The organism is Streptomyces sp. NPDC026417, assembly GCF_055567695.1.
In genome coordinates, this window is record NZ_JBVHPY010000048.1 from 1 (window position 1) to 17,485 (window position 17,485).

The 17,485-nt window shown below is 62.9% G+C and carries 5 protein-coding genes and 7 pseudogenes; 6 read left to right on the forward strand and 6 right to left on the reverse strand.

Going from position 1 to position 17,485, the window contains the following annotated elements:
- Positions 1–790: 790 nt before the first annotated feature.
- Positions 791–1,723, forward strand: a pseudogene (locus tag ACZ4NT_RS37220) (IS701 family transposase); the annotation flags it as partial.
- 297 nt (positions 1,724–2,020) lie between these two features.
- Here ACZ4NT_RS37220 and ACZ4NT_RS37225 read toward each other — a convergent pair.
- The 3 genes and pseudogenes from ACZ4NT_RS37225 to ACZ4NT_RS37235 form a co-directional block, all read right to left on the reverse strand.
- Positions 2,021–2,554: pseudogene (locus tag ACZ4NT_RS37225) on the reverse strand (helix-turn-helix domain-containing protein); the annotation flags it as partial.
- A 57-nt stretch (positions 2,555–2,611) separates the two neighbouring features.
- Positions 2,612–4,195 (reverse strand): helix-turn-helix transcriptional regulator, encoded by a 1,584-nt coding sequence (locus ACZ4NT_RS37230; RefSeq protein WP_467729783.1) that lies wholly within the window; start codon positions 4,193–4,195, stop codon positions 2,612–2,614.
- Between the two features lie 786 nt (positions 4,196–4,981).
- Positions 4,982–5,248: pseudogene (locus ACZ4NT_RS37235) on the reverse strand (AAA family ATPase); the annotation flags it as partial.
- Between the two features lie 1,781 nt (positions 5,249–7,029).
- Between ACZ4NT_RS37235 and ACZ4NT_RS37240 the strand changes: the two are divergent.
- A complete protein-coding gene (locus ACZ4NT_RS37240; RefSeq protein ID WP_467729773.1) occupies positions 7,030–8,769 on the forward strand; it encodes a serine/threonine-protein kinase in 1,740 nt (579 codons plus the stop codon).
- Between the two features lie 1,298 nt (positions 8,770–10,067).
- Complete coding sequence (locus tag ACZ4NT_RS37245; protein ID WP_467729775.1) at positions 10,068–11,582, forward strand: SDR family NAD(P)-dependent oxidoreductase; 1,515 nt, start codon at positions 10,068–10,070, stop codon at positions 11,580–11,582.
- Positions 11,583–11,828: 246 nt separating this feature from the next.
- Here ACZ4NT_RS37245 and ACZ4NT_RS37250 read toward each other — a convergent pair.
- A pseudogene (locus tag ACZ4NT_RS37250) lies at positions 11,829–12,015 on the reverse strand (transposase); the annotation flags it as partial.
- Between the two features lie 181 nt (positions 12,016–12,196).
- Positions 12,197–15,067 (reverse strand): helix-turn-helix transcriptional regulator, encoded by a 2,871-nt coding sequence (locus ACZ4NT_RS37255; protein WP_467729777.1) that lies wholly within the window; start codon positions 15,065–15,067, stop codon positions 12,197–12,199.
- A gap of 175 nt (positions 15,068–15,242) precedes the next feature.
- Between ACZ4NT_RS37255 and ACZ4NT_RS37260 the strand changes: the two are divergent.
- The 3 genes and pseudogenes from ACZ4NT_RS37260 to ACZ4NT_RS37270 form a co-directional block, all read left to right on the forward strand.
- A pseudogene (locus ACZ4NT_RS37260) lies at positions 15,243–15,608 on the forward strand (transposase); the annotation flags it as partial.
- Between the two features lie 203 nt (positions 15,609–15,811).
- Positions 15,812–17,014 carry an IS110 family RNA-guided transposase gene (locus ACZ4NT_RS37265; RefSeq protein ID WP_467729780.1) on the forward strand — a complete coding sequence of 401 codons (1,203 nt, stop codon included), beginning with the start codon at positions 15,812–15,814 and terminating at the stop codon, positions 17,012–17,014.
- Positions 17,002–17,214: pseudogene (locus ACZ4NT_RS37270) on the forward strand (transposase); the annotation flags it as partial. The gene ACZ4NT_RS37265 and the pseudogene ACZ4NT_RS37270, both read left to right, overlap by 13 nt.
- A 120-nt stretch (positions 17,215–17,334) precedes the next feature.
- Here the strand turns inward: ACZ4NT_RS37270 and ACZ4NT_RS37275 are convergent.
- Positions 17,335–17,485: pseudogene (locus tag ACZ4NT_RS37275) on the reverse strand (IS5/IS1182 family transposase); the annotation flags it as partial.

Here is a 17,485-nt window from a genome sequence, read left to right on the forward strand (position 1 = left end):
ACCGGTCAGCTGCAGGCCATCGGCCTGAGCCCGAGCCACGAGCTCGTTCAGGAACTGGTCATCAACGGACGCCGACGCGGCTCCTGCTGCAGACGGCTTGGCTATGTTCTCGCTGGTCACAGGTGAACTCTTCCATGATCGGAGTTACACCGTTTTTCTTACAGTCCCGGTTGTGCTTGCCCGGTCGTGGTCTGTATTCAGACGGTGGCTGTGCGGTCGGAGACGAGGCTGGCGATGGCCTGGTAGGTGTCGGGCAGTCGGTCGCGGCGGTGGGTTCAGCGCTGGAGTTGTTTCCGGCGTTTGTGGTCGGCGAGGGCGTGTTCGACGGTGATCCGTTGCGACGAGTGGTGGTGTCGCTGGCTCCCTTGCGGAACGGGCCTACGACCGCGGGCTCTTCGCGCAGGGGTGGCGGCGGATCGAAGCATGGGCCGATGCCGGCTGTGCGGGCGGCAGTGGCGTCGTGCATGCGTCCTGGCCGTAACGCGTCGGTCCAAGAGTGCGGCCGCGGTGGTCGGCGATCACGGTGGCTTTCACCGTGTTCTGCTTCTTCTTCACGGCAGCTGTAGATAGGCCCGCTGATGCTCATCGCTGCTGTTCAGCGGTGTGACGGGGGTGGCTGCGGGCATGAGGGCGGCCGCCTTGATCATGACGTGGTGTGACGCAACATCAGAACGAGACGGCCGCTTCGGCCACCGTAGACCGCGGAGTCCATGAGACCGCGTTCGGGGGCCTGCTGGCCTCGTTGGCCGGCTGCTTCGCCCGCTCGGAGACCCGGGAGACGTTTGCCCGGATGACGCGGGGCATGCTGATGGAGCTCGAGGACGTGAACTGCTGGAGCCTGGCCGAAGCGATCGGTGAGCGGGGCCCGCACCGGCTGCACCATCTGCTCTCCCGTGCGGTGTGGGACCAGGAAACGGTGCTGGAGCTGGCGGCGGCCTGGGCCGTGGACCTGCTCGATGACGGCGACGGGGTCATCATCGCGGACGAGACAGGAGACGCGAAGTCTTCCACCGACGCGGTCGGTGCGGCCCGCCAGTACTCGGGCTCGGTCAGTGGTGTGGATCTGTGCCAGGTCACGGTGCACCTCACCTTCGCCACCACCGTCGGGCACTGCCTGATCGACCGGCGCCTGTACTTCACCAAGGAGTGGGCCGCAGATGAGGAACGCCGCGAGCTGACCGGCGTCCCGGACGGGCTGTGCTTCGCGACCAAGCCGCAGCTCGCGGCGCACATGCTCCGCGCTGCCAGCCAGGGGATATCCGCCTCGTTCTTCCTGGGGGACGAGGTCTATGGAGGACGGGAACTACGTGGTGTCTGCCGTGAGCTGGGGCCTGGGCTACGTCGTGGCCGTGCGCTCGAACCACCCGGTCACCACCCAGCCGGGAAGCTGAACGCAGCCAGGGCTGCCGCCCGGCTGCCGAAGCGGGCCTGGCACCGGATGCAGACCGGCACGGGCCAGAAGGGGACACGCGACTACGACTGGGCGATGATCGAGGTCACCGCCGACGGCACCCCTGACGGACACGACCGCGACGCGGGTACGTCCGTCCTGCCGGTCCGCCGCCACCGCTACACCCGCACCGTGTCCTACTACCGCTGCTTCGCCCCCGGACCGGTGACCCTGGCCCGCCTGGTGTCACTGGCGTGCCGCAGATGGCGGGTGGAAGACGACTTCCAGAACGCGAAAGAGACCTGCCACCTCGACAAAGGCCAGGTCACCTACTGGAACTCCTGGCACCGCTGGAGCGTGATCACCCTGGCCGCATACGCGTTCCTGGCCACCGCAGCAGCTCTCGAACGCACAGCCCAAACCGCCCGGGACGACCCCGACAAGACCGACCTCGCCCCCCCTCAGCAGCCACGAACTGCTCCGCCCACTCAGAACCTTGATCCTGCCACCGCCGCGACGAGACCGCGAGCACCTACTGTGGTGGTCCACCTGGCGCCGCCGCCATCAACACCACGCCCGCCTCTGCCACCGGCGATGGCACGCCTACGCCGACACCACACCCTGATCAGAACCACGCCAGCGGCTATCTACAGCTGCCGTGTTCTCGCCCGAGACGAAGGCACCGCGTCCGCCGCGGCCCGCCACCGGCCGGCGGACTTGGACCTCGGTGGCGTCCAGACGCAGCTCCACACCCTCGGGCCTGGGCATAGGCAAATACATCTTGAAGGGTGCGAAGCCGCAGACCACAACGGTCGGGAACAGCAAAGCCCCGTTCCGCGAGCAGCCAGCTGCCCCCAGAGGCGCGTGACCTCGCCAACAGCACGGGTGACGGTCGAGCGATCGACGCCGAACAGCACACCCAGGACCGCGTGCGGCAGATCGTGCCGCAGGTGCATGAGCGTAGCTGTCAGCCGGTCCACCAAGACCAGCTGACGCCGGCCCCCGGGCACCCAATGCACGCTCCCTCGCCCCACCCCCCGCCTGGAACCCACCCCCTCAAGCCCCACCCCCGCACGGCCTGGCCAACTCCCCAACCAGAGTCGACAGACGAGCTGTCGACATCCCCATGAACAACAGATGCGTCAACACCGAACAGTCAGCCACACCCCTCACCAGCAAAACATACCCAAGCATGCCCAACCGCTATCACACACCAACTCATTAATCACCAATCACGCCACGCCCCTCGGGCCGGCGCAGATCACGACGGCCTGTGATTCCCAGTTTCGCGTATACGCGATAGAGGGTATTCCCGACGGTGCGCGCGGACAGGGCCAAACGGTTAGCGATCTCACTATCAGTGAACCCGCGAGCAGCCATGAAGGCGATCTCACGCTCTCGCGGCGTGAGGGGCTTTATTTCATCGATGGTGTGGAGCAGGGGCGTTAGGGCGCCTTCACATCGCGACAAAAGCTCGCGGCACCGCGTGGCCGCCGTAGCGGCGCGGCGATCGTCCCCGGATCTGCGCAGTAGGCGGCACAGTTCGGCAAACGCTTCAGCCGCATACAGGTCGCAGCCGACCGTTGCGAAGGCATTAGCCGCTTGCTGAAGCAGATCAGTTTCTTTGGTGGCGATCGCTTGAGCGAAGTCGAGTCGCGCTCGAAGCAGAGGTCCTTGCACCGGGAGCGACCAGTACGACTTGGTGTCAGCGGCCAACCCAAGACGGGCTATCTCATGAGCTGCCATTGCAGCATCAGCGAAGCCACCATGTTTGAGGCATGCTTCGGCTGCATGGGTGAGCAGTTTGGCGGCCAGGGTTGGGTCGCATTGGTTCATTGCGGTCCGGGCCTGGGCTATTTGGTGGTAGATAAAGAAGTTGGTGCGGTGTGCCGTTGGTAGCGTGTCAGTGTCAGCGTCAGGAAGGATGGTAGCAGCAAGGGCCCGGTAGACGGTCGCTTTTTGGTGCCACAATTCCCAGCCGACGTGGTGGCCGGGCGTAGGTGTTAGGTATGAGAGAGCTGTTCGGGGTCTTCCTATATCCAACAGGGTGTAGCCCAGCGCAAGCCCCCAACGGGTATCGACACCTACATGATACTGCGTCAGAGCCTTGTCATGCTCGCGTTCCAAAATGCGGATTGCTTCCATAGGGCGGCCCGCGTAGTGCAGGGCGCCTGCATGGATCTCCTCCAGCGCACCTTCGTGTGTGGAGAAAACGGTAGTGTCAACGAGAGGCCCGTCGTTGATCAGTTGATATAAATGAAGGGCGTCCAGGGGGCGGCCGGCGTGACAAAGGGCCGCCATATGGAAAATTGCAGCCTCCAAGCGGACTGTTTGGTCCGATTCGTTGATCAAACCTTCGCTCAGGTCGAGCGTCGCGTCGAATTCTCCCTGAAAATAGGAAACCATGGCTAGGTAAAGGCGGCTGTGAGGGCCCGAAAGCGTGCTGCGTATGAAGTGTGAAGCCTGTCCAGTCCTACCCTGCATGATCAGTCCGCGGGCCTGGGCGGCGTCAAGGCGGTGCGTCTCTCCCGGATGGAGCCGGCGGGCTTCGTCCACCACAGAATTGGCTTGGTCGAATTGCCCAAGGGATATTAGCACTGTGGCATGAAGTAGCACTGCTTCGATCGAACGATATCGTTCCCAAGCAGCACGCGAGAAGCAGACTGCCTGCCGCAGGTCTTGGAGATCATAGGAGGCTCGAGCCGCTTCAAGCAGGTGTTCTTGGGTCATGTCTTCGCCCGCGTCTAGCATCCACCCCAACATCCGCAGACGGTCCGCTGCTGTTGCACAGTTGTCCCGCGCCACGGCGGAAATCAGGCACCGTAGGTGCTTACGGCGTCGTAGCCAAGGTAGGTCTTGGCGAACTGCATGACTGACCATTGGGCACGTCACGCGTACACGGACACTTTGATCATCGTAAGCCTGGTTGACTTCCCTTCCGGATGCGTCGCATCTGCGGATTGATCCCTTCACCTCGAGATCAGCGAAGACTTGATGACCCACCAGGTTCTTCAATCTGGCTATCGGTATCGGTTCTGCGAGGGCGACTAGCTCCAATGCCCGCCTAGCACCCACGTCCAAGAGCATAAGCTCACTACTACACAAGTCTCGCAGAGGGGCAGAGATGGGTTGTCTCTCCGCGAGTATCCAATGACCACCGGCAAAGGTCAGCAGCCCCTGCTCAAGTGCTGCGCGCACCAGTTCGCAGAGCAATTGAGGGTTGCCAGCTGACATGTGGGCCAGGCGCGCACTACCGTCGGGGGCCAGCTGATTGTGTAACAGCGCCCGGGCCAGTTGGCGTGCTTGTTGGGTGTGCAGCGGGGCGATCTCGAAAGGGGCGAGGCGGCCGTCATTCTGGAAGGAGGAAAGAGCGGGTGGTGGTTGTCGCGGGCCTTCGGTCGTGCAAGCTACTACGAGGCGGGCCTCCCGTCGGCGGGCCATCTCAAGAACCCTCTGCCCTACAGTGGCGTCCATGAGGTGAGCGTCGTCTATAACAATCAGCCACGGGCGGCTTCGACGGCCTTCACCTTGCGCAGGCACCGACCGGACCAGCGAAGACGAGCCGTCGGGTACCACAGCGAAGCGCGTCCCCTCCTCTGCGTCGTTCAGGGTGACCCGCACCACGTGATGGGTGGCGAGTAGATTTTGGATGCTTTCTTCCAACAGGCGCGTCTTACCGACTCCTGGCCCTCCCGTCAGTAAGACGCCTGAATGACCAGGAAGCGCGAGCAGCCGGGTGATAGCAGACAGCTCCTCCTCCCTGCCAATGAGCGGGGTTTGCCGAGGCGATGCCATCTGCGCGATCGCACGGGCGGGACGCCCCTGGTCCGACCGAGGAGGGATTGCTGCCGATTTCATGATCACAATCTCGTTCGCAAATAAAGTCACAGGCAGATCGGGTACCTTGTACTCGACCCCGGGCTCAGAGGACGGCCCGCAAGCGTGCCCAGTGCATTGTGCCGTGCACGTGGGTGCAGGGGCCGAGCACCTGCACCAGGGGGTCAACGATAGTCAGTCTGTAGTTGTGTTCACCATCTGGATATGACCACGCGTAGCCACGTGCTGCCGGTCGGCAGCCGTGGCTGACACCTGGCCAAGTCCGCACATCAAGGTACTGACGGTGCAAATGTGGACGCACAAACGGCTTGGCGTGCACCATTACACGGGTCACCAATCCTGACACGGCCAACAGCACGGAGCTCAGGGCCTGTTCAGACACGGCCCAAGTGGCCGGCACTGAGCGGGCAAGTTCGCGGGTAGCGCTGACTGCCTTCAGATTGTGGGGCTGCAACCAACTACTGCCGCGAGATGGCGAACACAAGGCAGGAGGCGATGTCTTGGGCTCGCGTCCGTCACGCGAAGCCGTCGTCGCAGGGCTGCCCGACTGGCATCCGCCAGGCGGCTTGACGAGGCGAATACTGGTCACGGCCATCACATCCATGAGGTGAAGGAGTAACCGCACTCGATTCTCCTGCTCCTACTTCTAGTCAGAATGAGCAGCGCCGGCATTAGGGGGCGCCCCTGGAAAATCGATCCGCCCCGCCGCACCGTTAGATCGTAGGTCTGCTAAGTCGTTGTCTGACGTCAAGTGGGTACGCATCGAGCCGCTGGTGCCGGACAGACTGCCGAGCGAGGCGGCCGGTGGCGTGATCACCGGCAGGAGATTGACGTGATCGCGATAACGTACCGGATCAGACACCGGTGGGCAGACCTACCCGAGCGCTTCGGCTGATGCAGGGGTGCGCAGAACCAGCTGCTCCGACGTGGCTCGGGAGAAGGTCTTTTTACCAGCTCGCCCAGGCGAATGCCGCTGGCGACCTCAGCGGGTCGTCGCCGTCAGCTCCGCCATCGTCCGAACGCACCCAGCGCGCCCGCCGGGGCCGCCCATCAAGATCAAGAAGGGCGCCTCGGCCGGCGAGGCGAAAGGCCATGCTCCTTCGAATGATCCCACGGCGGACTGACCACCAAGACTTACCTCGCTGCGGACGTCATTGCTGCCCACTGGGGTTCGCCATCACGCCCGGCCAGGCAGGTGACGTACCCGCGTCCACCGAAGTCATGGCTCGCTCTACGAGTTCCGCTGCGCGCTGGCCACGTCAGAAGCGGCACCGCAGGGAATCCCTGGCCATCACCGTGGACTCTCCCTGCCACCCGGGCCCATCCTCAGCCATCGCGGGATCCATACCGCGATCCCGCGGCCGGTGGGACACCTGGCGCGTATGACCCCGCCCACTCCCTCCGGACGCGCAGTTGGTTACTTGCGCCAGGCGGTCCTGTTCGGCGCGTCCCAACTCCTCTCCTTCGCCTCGCGGAGGACTACACCTGGCGGGGCCATGACGGAAGCGCACATGGACCGGTATCAGCCGCTAGCAACGAACGTAACCGGTTGCTGCGGGCCCAGGAGCAACAGCACAGCGGCAACATCATCGAGGTTTCGCTGCAGAGAAATGAGTAGCGCCTGCTCAACCGCTCCCGCCTCGTGATGCGGCACCTTGTACTGCTAGACGGCTGCAGGCGCAAGGGGAGCGACGGTCCACAGGCAGGCAGCGGTGGTCGGTCGCATACTCTGCCGCGGTGTGTACGCCGGCGCGTTGGGCTGAACAGACGCTGAGGAAAAATGGCGTCTCCAGAGGAGACTGATGACAAACGGCAACGGGGCGAGCACAGGGCTGGACGCGTGGACAGTGCCTGGCTATACGCACGATCGCGAATTGGGAGCCGGCGCGAGCGGGCGCGTGGTGCTTGCTCGGCAGGAAGCGACCGGTACACCGGTCGCAATCAAGTATCTAACCAGGGAGTTCTCCGCTGGCAAGCAGGCGCGTTCCGAGTTCCGCGCCGAGGCCCGCCTACTCGAGGAGCTGCAGTCACCTCATCTCGTGCAGTTGTATGAGTATGTTGAGACTAGGTCCGGTGCGGCCATCGTGATGGAACTAGTGGATGGTGTCTCCCTTCGGGTGCTACTGCAGCGGGAGGGTGCAACTAGCCCTGAGGCGGCTCTAGCTGTCCTGAAGGGATCACTGCTTGGCTTGGAGGCCGCTCACGTTGCCGGAGTAGTCCATCGCGACTACAAGCCAGAAAATGTCTTGGTAACACCCGCTGGAATATCCAAGTTGGTGGATTTCGGCATAGCCTCGCCCATAGGGGCGTCTCTGGGGTCCCTGACAGGAACACCGGCCTATATGGCGCCTGAGCAATGGACAGGCTGCCCTCCCACCCCAGCCAGTGATGTTTACGCCGCTACAGTCACGTTTTTTGAATGTCTCACAGGCGCCAAGCCCTATACAGGATCGACCGTCCTTGAATTGGCGGTTCAGCATGCCGAGGCGCCGATACCAGCTGACATGGTTCCCACCTCATTACAACCATTGATCCTCAGCGGCCTCGGCAAGTCGCCTAGTCAACGGCCCGTCAGCGCAGGCGCTCTCGTCGAAGAGCTCGAGACCGTTGCTATGAGCGCATACGGCCAGGACTGGGAGAAGCGGGGGCAGCGAAAACTCGCTGCGCTGGTCGCGCTGTTGCCCTTGCTGCTCCCCTCGGCTGGGGCCAGCGCGGGCGGTACAACGACACTCGCAACTACCTCACTATCTCCGCCGGACTCGCTCCAGTCAGGGGTGAACATGAGCCCCACGCAGCCGCGCCGAGACGCCCCCGCACGACACCGCACACCAAGCAAGCGGGGCAAAATCCTGGCTGGGACGGCAACAGTCACCCTCCTGGCCGGGGCACTTACTGCAGTCGCCATCAGCAGCAACGACTCCTCCCCCACCCATACCCCCCCCAAGGCCCTACCTTCAGCAACCGCATCGCTGACCGCCAGCTCTCCCTCCGAACCAGTCGCGGTATCGCCTTCAGTAACCGTCACTCCCTCACCATCCGCTTCCGCAACCACCGCTACCGCGGCGGCTTCTCCATCAACGGAATTGATCGCAGATCCGACGCAGGCGCTTCCTGGCATCGGGCCCACTCCCGACCCTCCCCGTTCAACAGCCCCGCGGCCGCCCTCGGTGAGCAGCTCGCCACCAGCACAGCTGGGATTGCACGTGCATTCAGTGGAAGTAATCCGTCTCCGGTCAGGTCACGGCTGCCTCATCGGCGGCCGGTTCACAGTGCGCACCGACGGCGCTGCGGAGGGAACCCTGACCCTTCGTTGGTTGCACGCCGACTCCGCCACTGGCGCCGGGAGTACAACGATCGCCACCGAGCAAGTGCGGCTGCCTGCGGGAGTTACCGAAGTCTCCAATACCTATACGCATGCCTTCAGCATCCCGGACCGATTCAGCTTCCTAGGAGTACAGGTTTCCACCACTCCGTCAGCTGCCTCTGGCAACAACCACACAGCACTAATTGAGACACCAACCTCCTGCCGTCCACCTCGCTGAATCGCCTCCTGCTCGCGCATAGGGATCCCGTACCCGTGACCAAACGCCGCCCATTCCCACAGCTGCCAGGCCCGCACGAAGCAGTCGCCACCAAAGAATATCCGCTGACAGATCCTGCTCTCACCAGGCAGTTACCGGACAGCCCCACCCCGGCACCCGCAGGTTCCGTACCTGCTGGCGCGCCCATACCAACTCCTGCGCCACAGGACAGCTATACCAGGGGCACCCTCCTCGACAGCGAGGCATGGGGGTTCACATCGCGCGTACCCCCCTTATCGCACCCCCCCACCCTGTATGACCCAAGTCCCCTGCCAAGCCCGTCCCCTCCCCAGCCTCTGGGCCACTTCGAGGCAGGCACAGAAGAGGAATATCGCTTCGGCCCCGGCATCCCCACGTCCGCACTCACCGCTAAGCGGCCTACACCCACCATCGAAGCTGGGCACGGCACCACGGCGGTCGAGGAACACCTAGGGCCAGAGCCTGGTGCCGCTAAGCACCGCAGACGACGAGTACTGGGCGGTTGGCTGCTCCCAGCCCTGACCCTTCTATGCGTCCTCACGTTCCTGGCGTGGCAGAGACACCCGGGCCCCATTGTTGTGACCGACATCGTTGTTCACACAGATGTCGCACGAGCTTCCTGCGACAGCACAGCAGCCATTACTGCAACCCTCCGCACCAACGGGGAGCCTGGCACGATTACTTACCGATGGAAACGCAGCGATAGCACGATCTCACCTGCACTGCAGCAACGAGTCGCTGCCGGCGAGCACGTTACTGACGTCGCGCTAGAGTGGTCGTTTAACGGTCGCGGTACTCTACGTGCAACTGCCACGCTGGAAATCCTTTCTCCCAAACCCGCCAGCGCGTCTACCACTTTCTCCTATAAGTGTCCGTGAACTGCGGGTCCGCTTGGGGATTCGGCGGTTAATAATCCTAATGCCAGTAGGGACTGGCATTAGGTGTCTGGTAAGCGGCTGTGGCCACTGGCGGAGCGGAAGGCTGACCGTCCTATTGGAGTTGATAGACGTGGCGGGACCAGAAAACAGGTCCAGAGCAGAACCTGCACTTGCACCCGACACTAGACCCGTACGCTGTTGGGATGGCATGCCTTATTGCAGTGAAGCGCCTGCACTCGTCCTCCAGGTGAAATCGCTGCTTCACGTCTTTCGATCGACGCCGCCTGGCTTCTTGCGGCTTATGCGAACGACCTTACCGAAGAAGCATTTCTAATCACATAGATGCGTAAGCTCCACCAGCACTACTCATCCGTCTCGCCCGGCGGATGGAGAGGTAAACCGATGGACCACGAGACCGTACCGACGTGTCAGCAACTGCTGGAGGATGCTAAGCAGTTGCCACTCGAAGACCCCCAGCGTGGTCTGTTAGAGGATGCGGCGCGCAGGTTCCTGCGCGACGGGCGGCGTAAGCGCCGTGCCGAGAAACGAGCAACTAGAGATGCAGCCGATGCGAAGCTTCTGGCTGCCACTGCGACCGGCGCGTCCGAGCGAATGATGGACGCAGCACTGCCCACTGCGATCAAACCCTCGCATAACGTTACCGTCAGTGAATTGCTTCCGCCTCCGCACACTCTCGGGAAGACATCAGGCCGGCATGCGACCGCCACGCTTTACGGTGAGGGGCATGCACGGCTGCTGAACCGCCCACAGCGCTGCTACGTATGCAAGACTCACTACCGGCAGGTCCATGACTTCTACCACTCGCTATGTCCTCGATGCGCCGAGGAGAACTTCGCATGGCGCTCAGCCCAGACTGATCTGTCCGGTCGACGAGCATTGCTGACTGGCGGGCGCGTCAAAATCGGCTTCCAGACCGCCCTGATGCTCTTGCGTGACGGGGCCGAGCTGACCATCACCACTCGCTTCCCTAGAGATGCCGTGCGCCGCTTCGCGGCCGCTCCGGGTGCCACCGCCTGGTGGCCGCGGCTGCGGATCGCAGCTTTGGACTTGCGCGATCCCCGCCAGGTCCTCGCTTTTGCCAGCCACATGCTGGCCCAGAAGCGGCCATTGGACATTCTCATTAACAATGCGGCGCAGACCTTGCGGCGTTCCCCTTACGCCTACAGCAACTTGGCTGCCGCCGAAGCTTCTCCCCCTTCACTGCCGGGATTGACGCCTGCACCTGACATCTGGACTGCTCCGAGCTTCACCGTCCCTGGGCCTCGCACCGAGGCACTACCGTGGGCGGCAGGACTCACCCAGCTATCCGCTTCCGACACGCCTGGCGGAACTTCGGGCCCAGCAGGCCTTTCCGCCACCGTTGAGGCTCCTCCCCGTGTTCTTGACGAGGCTGGTCTCCTACTCGAGACACTACCTACCAACTCATGGATTCTTCGGTTGGGTCACATCGATCCTGCGGAGCTCCTGGAAGTTCAACTCGTCAACGCTGTCGCGCCGTTCATCCTCGCCAACCAGCTGCTCCCTCTACTGGACGCCTCCCCACACACCCACCGCTACCTCATCAACGTCTCTGCCGTCGAAGGCCAGTTCACCGTCCCCAACAAGACTAGTAAGCACCCTCACACCAATATGGCTAAGGCCGCACTGAACATGCTGACGCGCACTAGCGCCGGCGAATTGGCCACGCGTCGCATCCACACCTGCAGCGTCGACACCGGGTGGATCACCGACGAGAAACCCCATGCTGCCCGAAAGAGGCATGCCGCGACCGGGTGGCGGCCCCCCCTCGACGTCGTCGACGGCGCCGCCCGCATCTATCACCCCATCGTGCAAGGCGAAGCCGGTAGCCCCATCCATGGTGTGCTTCTCAAAGACTATCAACGCGTCGCCTGGTGATCCGTCCGAACACCTCGCCGACACCCTCTGCACGCTCAACAAGCAGACCCCCGTCATCCCCAACACCTGCACTCGCGACGTGACTATCGCCTTGCTGGCCCGCTCAATGCTGCGGTCCAAGAAAAACGCCAGACTCTGGAGGCCCTAACCCAAGGCTCTGGGGTCTCTCGGCTTTTTAGGTGTACTGTCGTGGAGCATACGACCAGGTGTCTGGTGCCGTGGCGGGCGGGGCGGAGGCTGTTTGGGGAAGACCGCCCATTTGCATTGGACGTTTCCGCCTCTGGGGGACCTCTCCCCATGGATCGAGGTTACCGATTGTTGAGTTGCTGGGGCTGGGCCCGCGTAGGAGGCCAGGTTGGGTGGCGGAGGGGAAGGTTGCTGCCATCATCGGCGAAGAGGGCGGTGGCGGTCCTGCTCCGATGCCTGGCGTCGAGATCATTGGATGCGAAACCGGGCCTTCAGTCCGCAACCCGCTTGCAAAAGAGATAGATGCCGCCCAGGATCGAAGAGTCTATCCATTGACCATTGAAGGCCCCGAACGCCTTCAATATCCCCTTCGACGGCACCACCTATCCGCAGGCCATCAATAACTCCAACAACCTCAACCATACCGCTCACTTGCCAGACCCTATGGCAATCGATCGGTCTCGCATTTCTGAGGGTCTAAAGAAATTTGCGAGTTGCTTCCGTGTGTTAATTTGGAGCTTTCGATAAGTGTTAGATAGGTGGACTTCGACCGTCTTTGGGGTTACGAAGAGGATTTCAGCGATCTGGCGGTTGGTGCCACCTTGGGCGGCCATCTCAGCAACGCGACGCTCGCTTGGGGTGAGCGCCTCAAGACCGATGAGTGCCGTCCGGCGAGAACGCGAGCCTGCGGCGGCGAGCTCCGTGTAAGCCTGCTCGGCCAGAGGAGCAGCGCCGCAGCGAAGAGCCATGTCGAAGGCTTGACGTAGTACTGGACGGGCTGCGCTACGTTGATTGGAACGGCGCAAGGCGGCTCCGTAGTCAGCGAGCGCTTTGGCATGTTCCAAGCGGGCCGGCGAGTCTTTGAGTACGGTGACCGCTTGCTTGAGTAGTGCTATTCTATCGCGTCCGCTTGCCAAGAGGCCATTGACACGTAGCGCGCGTCCCAGGGCGCGCGGAGCACCCCATCGCCGAGCGAGTCGGAGATCTTCTGCGGCGATGATCCGGGCTTGATCGCCGCAGGAGAGCGCATGCAGGGCCAGAGCAGCCTCGGTGCGCCAGCCTACAAATGCAGGGTTGCGAATATCGTAGTCTGCACAAAGCTGGCCTGCTTGAAGGGCCGTGTCTAGCGCGGTTTGTGGGTTACCACGCATGCGTTGGAGTAGGGCAAGCGCTTCCAAGGGGAAGTAGAAAGGCCCGGGCGGGCAGGTCGCGGCGGTTACGCCGAGAGACTGTAGGGCCTGCTCGGCTTCTTCGTAGCGACCCATCTCGGCTAGAGTTTCAGCCAGATAGGCGCGTACGTAGATCGATACGATGTCCGCCCCAGTGAGGTTCACGATGCGTAGAGCTTCACAAGCGGTGCTTTCAGCCTCGGGGAGTTGGCCGCGATGTAGCCAGCCTATTGTAAGGAGCATGTACGCCGGAACCAGAGCGTAGAGGGAGCCGTGGCGGTGCGCTTCGTCAATTGCGGTTTGAAGATTGTCTATCGCTGATTCGTCATCGGCATCCAACAGTGCGTGCCACCCACATGGGATAGCGACGTCGCCGCCCGCCTCATGGACCATATTGGCGATGTTGGCGAGTGCGCGACGAGCTCGAGGGGCGGCGGCCGGATCACCGAGAGCCAATTCACGGCCGGAAATAGCACATTCCAGTAGGCGTGCGTCAATGCTGTCGTGCCTCGAGAGCTCAAACAATCCTGGCAGCAGCTTTAGAATCTCATTATGACCCGGGACGATGAAGGTCGAGGCCATCAAGCGACTAGCTTCCAGGCGCCGCCTCTGCTCCTGTGCCGTGACGGGAAGCTGAGCTAGCGCTTGGGACCACACCTCGATGCTGCGGTCTGCATCCTGCAGGTATAGGGAGGCCATGCCCAACATGGTGGCGATGTTTGCGCGCTTAACAGTGTCAGTTGTCTGATCCAGGGCGTCCTGGAGGTGGCGGGCGGCGGCCTGGAAATCGACGAGCAGAGCGGTCTGTCCGGCTTCCGTGAGAATTTCCAAGAATTGATTTGGCGCCGGGGGCTCGTCCAACGCTCGGCGCAGGTAGGTGTAGGCGCTACTTGGTGCGCCGCGTGCCGTTGCCTCGGCGGCTGCCTCGTGCAGCCAGACAACAGTTTGCTGGTCGCCAGCCGCCGGTACCCGTAGCAGATGAGCGGCCAACCGCTCCGGATTGACTCCCTGGGCATGCAACAGTTGGACCGCGTCGCGATGTGCCACCGCTCTGCCTGCCCGGCCCAGCGAACGATAAACTGCACTGCGTACCAGTGGGTGCACGAAATTCAACCGTATCCAAGGGCCGTCGTGCTCACAACGAAATACCTCCAGCCGCTGTAGCTCCAGCGCCCATTTCAAGGTCGTTTGCTGTTCTTGCTTAGCCAACACGGCTACCAGTGGCAACGTCGCCCCGTCCCCCAGAACGGAGGCTGCCCGCGCCACTTCCACCGCCGCCATGGGCAGTCGTGCCATTCTCGCTGCTACCGAACTTTCCACTGCTCTTGGCATCATCCCCCCAACACGAGACACATTCTCGGCAGTGCCCTGTAGTTTCTCCAAAATGATCGTTCGAACCAACTCTTGGAGAAATAGTGGATTACCTTCTGTCGCACGGTGACAGGCAGTCGCGAAACTTGGATCTACTTTGCCGGGCAGCACCTCTTTCAATAGCGACTCGGTTGCCGCAACACTCAGCGGTTGCGGCTCCAGAATATGCATTTCAGGGTCCGCGATGATCTGACACAACAATGATTCATCTGTCGACCTTTCGCCGCTACGCAATCCCATCACAAGCAATATCTGCAGATCCGCTAGCCGCGGTCGCAAATATGCCAAAAATCGTAGCGAGGGAGTATCACACCATTGCAAATCGTCGACCATCAGCAATAGCGGGCGCGCTTGACATGCGTTCGCCGCTAGCCAAAACAATCCATGCAACACAGCGAAGTCACCCATAGGCACTTGCGGAAAAGTCGGGGCGAAAACCTGACGCGCTTGCGCGGCTGGTCCGCTCCACAATGCCTCTAGGGTCTCAGCACTTGAGCTCGACAACAGCGGCTCGAACAATTGACGCACTATACCGAAGGCGAATCCCTGCTCAAGCTTCGTCCCGCGGCCAGACGTCAACTCGAAGGAAGACTCTGTCGCCTTTGCCTTGGCCTCCTGCAACAGGCTGGTTTTCCCGATCCCCGCTGCGCCTTGCACCACGACGCCCCCCCCTACGCCCTTCATCGTTCTAGACACCGCCTTCGCCAGTGCCGCACGCTCCCCATCCCGCTCCCACAACCCCCACTCCAGACCAGTCATGCAACCTAGTCTCCTCCGTCAGGAGCCCACCCGCCACACTGGGGCTATACGCCGTGCTCTCTCTGTCAGTGTGGGACTGTAAGAAAAAGCGGTGTAACTCCGATCATGGAAGAGTGCACCTGTGACCAGCGAGAACATAGTGAAGCCGTCCGAGGTAGAAGCTGCGTCGGAGGCGGTGGATGACCGGTTCCTCGACGAGCTCGTGGCCCCGGCTCAGTCGGAGGGGCTGCAGCTGACAGGCGAGGGTGGGCTGCTCCCGCAACTGACGAATCGGCTGCTGGAGTCCGCGCTCGAGGGCGAGATGACCGATCACCCGGGCTATGACCGGCATGATCCGGCGGGGAGGAACGGCGGTAACTCGCGCACTGGCAAGCGGTCCAAGACGGTCGTCACGGACGTCGGCCCGGTGCAGATCGAGGTCCCGCGAGACCGGGAGGGCGCCTTCGAGCCGCAAATCATGAAGAAGCGCCAGCGGCGTCTGACCGGCGTGGATGAGACGGTGCTGTCGCTGTCGGCGAAGGGCCTGACCCATGGGGAGATCCTTAAGAATGTGAGGCGGTCCGGGAGGACCGGGTGTGGCTGATGGGGTGTTTGCCGCTGATGGCTCACGGAGAATGGCCGCCCGGTCCTCCGGGACACTCCGACTGCTGATTGAGAACTGCGGGCATCGCTGGTTAAGGACCTGTCGGCGGAGTGTTCTTCGGACCACGGAAGTGCTGGTCACGGTGGAACGGAGCGACGGGCTTGAGCACGTCTCACGCACGGATATGGGTCGGGATCGACGCCGGCAAGGGGCACCACTGGGCAGTGGCGGTGAACACCGACGGCGAGACGCTGTTCTCGACCAAGGTGATCAACGACGAGGCCCAGATCCTGACGCTGATCGACACGGCCCGGGAGAAGGCCGACGAGGTGCGGTGGGCGGTGGACATCTCCGGCCGGGCGTCCGCTCTGCTGCTGGCCCTGCTGATCGCGCACGGTCAGCAGGTCGTCTACGTGCCCGGCCGCACCGTCAACCGGATGACCGGCGCCTACCGGGGCGAGGGCAAGACCGATGCCAAGGACGCCCTGGTCATCGCTGACCAGGCCCGCATGCGTCGGGACTTTACCCCGATCGAGACACCGCCGGAACTGATCTCCACGCTCCAGCTGCTGACCGGCTACCGGCGCGACCTGATTGCCGACCGTGTGCGGCTCATCAATCGGCTCCGTGACCTGCTGGTGGGCATCTGCCCTGCGCTGGAGTGGTCCTTCGACTACTCGGCGGCCAAGGGCCCGGTGGTGATGCTGACCGAGTACCAGACCCCGGCAGCCTTGCGCCGGATCGGCGTCAAGCGGCTGACCACCTGGCTGGAACGCCGCAAGGTCCGCGGCGCCGGCACCATCGCGACCAAGGCCGTCGAGGCCGCACAGTCCCAGAACACCGCCCTGCCCGGCGAAAGCCGGGCGGCCAAGCTGGTGCGCGACCTGGCCTATCAGCTCCTGGCCCTGGACGAGCGGATTAAGGACAACGACCGGGAGATCCGCGAGACCTTCCGCGCCGACGACCGCGCCAAGATCATCGAGTCCATGCCTGGCATGGGCCCCATCCTTGGGGCGGAGTTCGTCGCGATCGTCGGTGACCTGTCCGGCTACCGCGACGCCGGCCGCCTGGCCTCGCACGCCGGCCTGGCCCCGGTGCCCCGGGACTCCGGCCGCCGCACCGGCAACATGCACAAGCCCAAGCGCTACAACAGGCGTCTGCGCTGGCTGTTCTACATGTCCGCGCAGTCCGCGATGATGCGGCCGGGACCGTCGAGGGACTACTACCTCAAGAAGCGTGGTGAGGGGCTGCTGCACACCCAGGCGCTTCTCGCTCTGGCCCGCCGACGGGTCGACGTGCTCTGGGCGATGCTGCGTGACAAGAGGCTGTTCACCTCCACCCCTCCGGTCACGCAGAAGGCTTGACGCGATCATTGAGATTCTCCTCGCACTTGGCCGAGGTCTATGGCGCCGAGGTGTCGGAGCAGACCATCTCCACGATCACCGACGCGGTGATGGAAGGCATGGCCGAATGGCAGGCCCGCCCGCTCGATCGCGTCTATCCGATGGTCTTCATCGACCGCATCAATGTGAAGATCCACGAGGGCCAGGTCGCCACCGGCCCACCTAATAGGCCGTGTTTTGAAAGATCGCTTCGCTCCCTGCTCTGCACCGCGATGATCTCTGTGTGGGGCGGTGAGATCTCTCAGATGATCAGTGGGCCGTGCTAGGCGCTGTTTCTCGGATCATGTGCGGAGCCAGATGATGAGTGATGCGACGGTGACGGTGCCGAGGTAGGTGTAGGCCCGTTTCTCGTAGCGTGTGGCGACGGCGCGGAAGCCTTTGAGGCGGTTGATGGCCCGCTCGACGGTGTTGCGTTTCTTGTAGCGTTCGCGG

Coding starts and splice junctions, on each gene's coding strand:
- ACZ4NT_RS37255 (WP_467729777.1), bottom strand. CDS start 15,067: ATGACTGGTCTGGAGTGGGGGTTGTGGGAGCGGGATGGGGAGCGTGCG.
- ACZ4NT_RS37245 (WP_467729775.1), top strand. CDS start 10,068: ATGGACCACGAGACCGTACCGACGTGTCAGCAACTGCTGGAGGATGCT.
- ACZ4NT_RS37240 (WP_467729773.1), top strand. CDS start 7,030: ATGACAAACGGCAACGGGGCGAGCACAGGGCTGGACGCGTGGACAGTG.